The sequence below is a fragment of the Candidatus Bathyarchaeia archaeon genome (genome assembly GCA_035283685.1).
Classification (GTDB): domain Archaea; phylum Thermoproteota; class Bathyarchaeia; order Bathyarchaeales; family Bathyarchaeaceae; genus DATETJ01.
On sequence record DATETJ010000007.1, the window covers coordinates 1 to 4,470 of the forward strand.

Genomic DNA, 4,470 nt, shown 5'->3' on the forward strand with positions numbered 1-4,470 from the left:
GCTTCTTGTAGCCGCATTTTGGACAAACAATTACAAGATTGGGTTTCGTTCCCTCTTTGCCCTTCTTAGGTACAAGTCTTGTTTCACACTTTGGACAAAATTCCATGGGACAGTTGCCCCCATATAGTTGAAGTCTGAACCCAGTTCGTTAATGTCGAGTCTTTTAAACCTTATGCATGTCTTAATCCAGAGGCGATGATGTGTGCCACGCGTAGGGCTTCAGGGATGTTGCTGCGAGTAGATGTGCTCTTCAAGATTCGCTCAGCCGTTTCTTCGGGGATTCCAGCGACGTGCACATATATGGGATCCTGTCTTTCGCGAGTTCGCACTCTAATCATTTTGCCCGCCCTATCGATGGCCTTCCACCTTTTCTCGGTTTCCGGCAGATTTTGCAACGCCTTCTTTATGTCTTTGAAGTTGGGCTTGTCTCGGGTAACCGCTATTGTAGGCCGCTTCACTTTTTCATACAGTTCCTTAATGTCTACAATGTTGAAGCCAGCCAGTGTGACGCCGTTTAACATGATTACGCGTAGCTGAGGATAATGAGGCGAGTGGGTTATCATCTCAGCTAGTCTTTCGGTCGCGTCCATACCGTCCACTTGAACCTTTGTGTGCATGAAGCCGTCGAGCCAGTACCCACCCCTGAAAACTACGCCTACAACATCAACCATATCTTTTGAGTGTGGCTTAAATACGCCGTCATCTATGCCTAACACTCGAATCTCAGGTTTTACCTCTCGAACCTTGATTGGTCTAACCTTCTTGTGGCTATTTGTGTTCATGTTCTGCGCCGAGTTTTTCTAAAACATCGTGCAATAGAACCGCAAATGCCTCGGCCAAGTTGTCTTCTTTACTTAACGTTTGGATGCAGTCTTCAAATTCATGGATGTCTTGAAGCCAAGCAAAGACCAACAGCGCTTCGGCTGCGTTTCCCCGCATGTGCTTGTCAACCCTATGGGGCAACAACTTACGCACTCCAGATTTCTCAACTGCATCGGCTAAGACTTGATTGTTGACTTTAGCTCCCATAGGATGTCCATGCTTCTGCGACATTGCTAAAGAATAAACAAAGTTCACATAGGCGTCGCCCAAGCTGGCTAAATCCTTGTCCAACATCAGCTCCTGCAGACTGTCGTAGCTTTTCAGAGTTGGCACGGAACGAGTCATTTCGTTTGCCATTCTTTCAACGCTTTCTCAAAACCGGTTCGGAACTCTCGGCTACGATGCCGGATTTTCTCAGCCGCCTCTTTTAGGGCGGTTTCAGGCCTTTTTTCGGGTTTGCGCTTCTCCTTCATTCTCACATAAACTACTGGGTTGGAAATTAATGGATGCTCGATTCTGTAGCCGCCTATCTCAACGGTTTCATCTTCGAGGAGGACTTTCTGTAGGACGTTGCAGAATGTGTGTCCCTCGCCCAGGATTTCGATGCGCATTTCATCCGGAGTCTTCTTCAGAACTTTGATGTCCATTTTAGACTTCACCCGTGCCGTAATCCTGAGCGGTTTTTCGTCTCTCAGAATTGCCACAATCGGGACAACGCATGACAAACCTCTTCTGCGCCAACCCTTGGCCACAACGGGAGCAGAAGGCGTAGACCACACCCAAATCCTTGTCGTTGGTCGTAAGATGGAAAACTCGATTTTTCTCGCTTACAACGCGAGCGCGCACAATGTCTCCGGCCTTGCAGATTTCATACATGCTCTCAACGTAGCGTTGGCTCACATCCGAGATGTGAAGCAAACCGCTGAAAAACCCGCTCAGGGGGCGGTCGCCCACTTGGAAAATGCGTAGGGTTGCCTGCTTGCTCTGCACGTCTGACACTTGGCCTACCACTGAACTGCCCACATGCGGAACGTTGGACACATGAACCTTAGGAAACACGGAAACCTGTTTGTTAAGCAGATCCATCAAGGCTCTGCCTGTAGTAAGTGAATAAATTGTGCCGTTTTGTTCGTAGGTTCCTGGGCCAAGCGTAAACTCTTCGATCACACCTAGGCGGTCGCCTGGCACCACGAGTTGTCCACTTTTGCGTTTAGACTGCGCTGGAGCCATACACTACTCTCCTGAACTGCGTTCTATTCGGTATAGGTCAACATCAACCTCATGTCTGACTTTGGTGTGAAACTTAAACATTCTCGGGATATTAAGTTTCATTTGGAATATGCTCGTAACCTTTCCTCCGTGCCTCTCAATAAACCTTTTGATAAAGTCACGGTTGCCCTCTCCACTCTTATGAAGCGAATAGATCGCAGGCGCCAGCTCTAACGCCTTCAGCAAAAACCTTCTATCCGCGCTTCTCTTCTGCACGCCAAAAGGAGGATTCTGCAAAACCGCGTCGAAACATCCGTGTAAAACATCGATGTCGCCTGCAGCCCAGCTGGTTTTCTTTCGAAGCTTCAGTTTTTCAGCATTGCTTTTGGCAGTTTTCACCGCGACTCTGTCAATGTCTATTCCGACTGCTTTCCTAGCCCCAAGGAGCACAGCGCCTATCGCGAGTCTTCCTGTGCCACATCCCAAATCGGCAACGGTCTTTTCTATAACGTCGTCATGTGCGTAGGCCGCTTGGAACAACATGTCCGCCGCGACGTCCACGGGAATAGTGTATTGTTCAAGAAAAGCCTTTGGAGAAGGGTGAGTCTCAACAGATTGGAGCAAACGTTCTAGGTCGAGCCTTCGAACCAGCCTTTTTTGACCAGTTGTTCCCATGTAAGTTCTCCAGCTACTACAAGGGCTTCGTTTATAGTTAATACTGGTTTATGGAATTTGGTGGCGTCATCCAAGCTTAACCTTGGGCAAGCCGTGTTGACAAAGGCGTTCAGAGTTGGAAACTCCATTAACGCTTCAGGTGTGACCTCCCGCAACGCTAATAATGTTGCTTTCTTTCCCGCTTTTTCCAGCTTTTCTTTAACCTGCAACGCCCTTTCCATCCACTTTTGCCCACTCTTTAGTCCAATTATGACGCCGAAACGTTCTGCTTTCTTCGCCTCTTTAATGCTTGCCCAGCGTTGCTTCCTTATTTTTTGAACATCAGCGTCTACGGAAAAAGCTCGTTGCTCATAAGGGTCGGCGACTACAGCTGGTTTAGACGTCGCTAGGGCTACGCCTATGGCGTGGAATCGTCCACCCCCGATGAACAGGAAGGCGTCCACCTCGTTCACGACAACGTGGGCGTTGCTGTAATCACATCCGAGAACCTGCCCAGCGTATGTTGAACGATCTGCATCTCCCACAGCCACGCTCTTCCCAGCCTTAAGAAGCTGCTCTCTAGCCACCCCAAGCATGTCCACATGTTGAACTGTGGTGACCAAACCGATCCGTCTCCACGGCTTTAAAAGAGGCAAAGCCTTCGCAACAACGCTTTTCAGGCTTGGCGTTGCTTTGGCTTCAATGTAAAGAATCGGCACACGCTCAGGCGTGAACGCAATCTTGCTGTGCCCAAAGTGAACAATCAAATCTGTGTCCAAGCGTTCAGCTTCTTGCACGGCAAGGTCGCAAGCGCCATAGCACGGATCGGCTGAAACAATGGCTAACGCACCAGCCCTCTCAACTAAGGCGGCTAATCTTGGGCCATCGGGTTTCAAGCCTTCGGGCAGCTGAATCAGAACCCGCTTGGCGCCTCGCTTCTCTATTTCAGCCTTCAGCTTCGTTTCTTCTAAGTCGAAGATTGACGACTTCAAGGAAGTCTACCTTTTTGTTTTTGAAAAGGAGAGTATCGACGGCTATTCTTCCCATTCTGGCGTCCATTCTGACTCGGGGCGTTTAGTCTTCGCTGACGCTCGTCCTAAGCTTCTTTCCCGCAATTCACTCAGTCGCTCCAACATAATCTTTTGTTCGAGGCTAGCAACCAACTGGCGTGTGCGCACCACTGTGTCGTTGTTTACTGAGATGCTGTCGATGCCGCAGCGCACAAGAAATTCTGCGAAGTCTGGCAGGTTGGATGGGCCTTCTCCGCAGATGGAGACGGTTACGCCGTTTTGATGCGCCACTCTAATAAGATGAGCGATTATGCGTTTTACAGCTGGGTCTCGCTCGTCGAAGTAGCCCATTAGTCCGAGTCGTTCGGAGTCGCGGTCAATCATGAGCACGCCTTGGGTCATGTCGTTTGATCCTATGCTGAAGCCGTCGCAGAGTTTTGAAAACTCGTCAGCCACTATGGCGATGGCTGGTGTCTCAGCCATGAACCAAATCTGAAAGTCCTTGCCACGCTCTAAACCTTCTTCCTTCATTATTTCGAGGCATTTCTTGGCTTCCCATAGAGTGCGTATTACTGGCAGCATCACCCAGACGTTTTTGAGTCCCCATTCTTCTCGACATTTACGTATGGCCTTGCATTCAAGACGGAACGCTTTTTCATACCACTTGCTGATGTATCGGCTGGCACCTCGCCAACCCAACATCGGATTAGCCTCTTCAATCTCGTATTTCGCTCCACCCTCCAACTCCCGGTACTCGTTGGTTTTAAAGTCGCTG

General features: G+C 49.3%; 7 protein-coding genes. All 7 read right to left on the reverse strand.

The window, feature by feature from the left end:
- Positions 1–170: 170 nt before the first annotated feature.
- Complete coding sequence (locus VJ249_05945; protein HKZ94105.1) at positions 171–782, reverse strand: DUF99 family protein; 612 nt, start codon at positions 780–782, stop codon at positions 171–173.
- A complete protein-coding gene (locus tag VJ249_05950; protein ID HKZ94106.1) occupies positions 769–1,167 on the reverse strand; it encodes a ribonuclease III family protein in 399 nt (132 codons plus the stop codon). Before VJ249_05950 ends, VJ249_05945 begins: the two co-directional genes overlap by 14 nt.
- A complete protein-coding gene (locus VJ249_05955) occupies positions 1,164–1,469 on the reverse strand; it encodes a DNA-directed RNA polymerase subunit L (GenBank protein ID HKZ94107.1) in 306 nt (101 codons plus the stop codon). Before VJ249_05955 ends, VJ249_05950 begins: the two co-directional genes overlap by 4 nt.
- Position 1,470: 1 nt before the next feature.
- On the reverse strand, positions 1,471–2,052 hold the full coding sequence (locus VJ249_05960) for an exosome complex RNA-binding protein Csl4 (GenBank protein HKZ94108.1): 582 nt from the start codon (positions 2,050–2,052) through the stop codon (positions 1,471–1,473).
- Positions 2,053–2,055: 3 nt separating this feature from the next.
- Positions 2,056–2,706, reverse strand: coding sequence for an METTL5 family protein (locus VJ249_05965; GenBank protein HKZ94109.1), 651 nt, complete (start codon positions 2,704–2,706; stop codon positions 2,056–2,058).
- Entirely contained in the window at positions 2,661–3,677 is a 1,017-nt protein-coding gene (gene dph2 / locus VJ249_05970) for a diphthamide biosynthesis enzyme Dph2 (protein HKZ94110.1), read from the reverse strand. The genes VJ249_05965 and dph2 overlap by 46 nt, the downstream gene beginning before the upstream one ends.
- 42 nt (positions 3,678–3,719) lie before the next feature.
- The coding region (locus tag VJ249_05975) for a putative PEP-binding protein (GenBank protein HKZ94111.1) at positions 3,720–4,470 on the reverse strand (751 nt) is incomplete at its 5' end.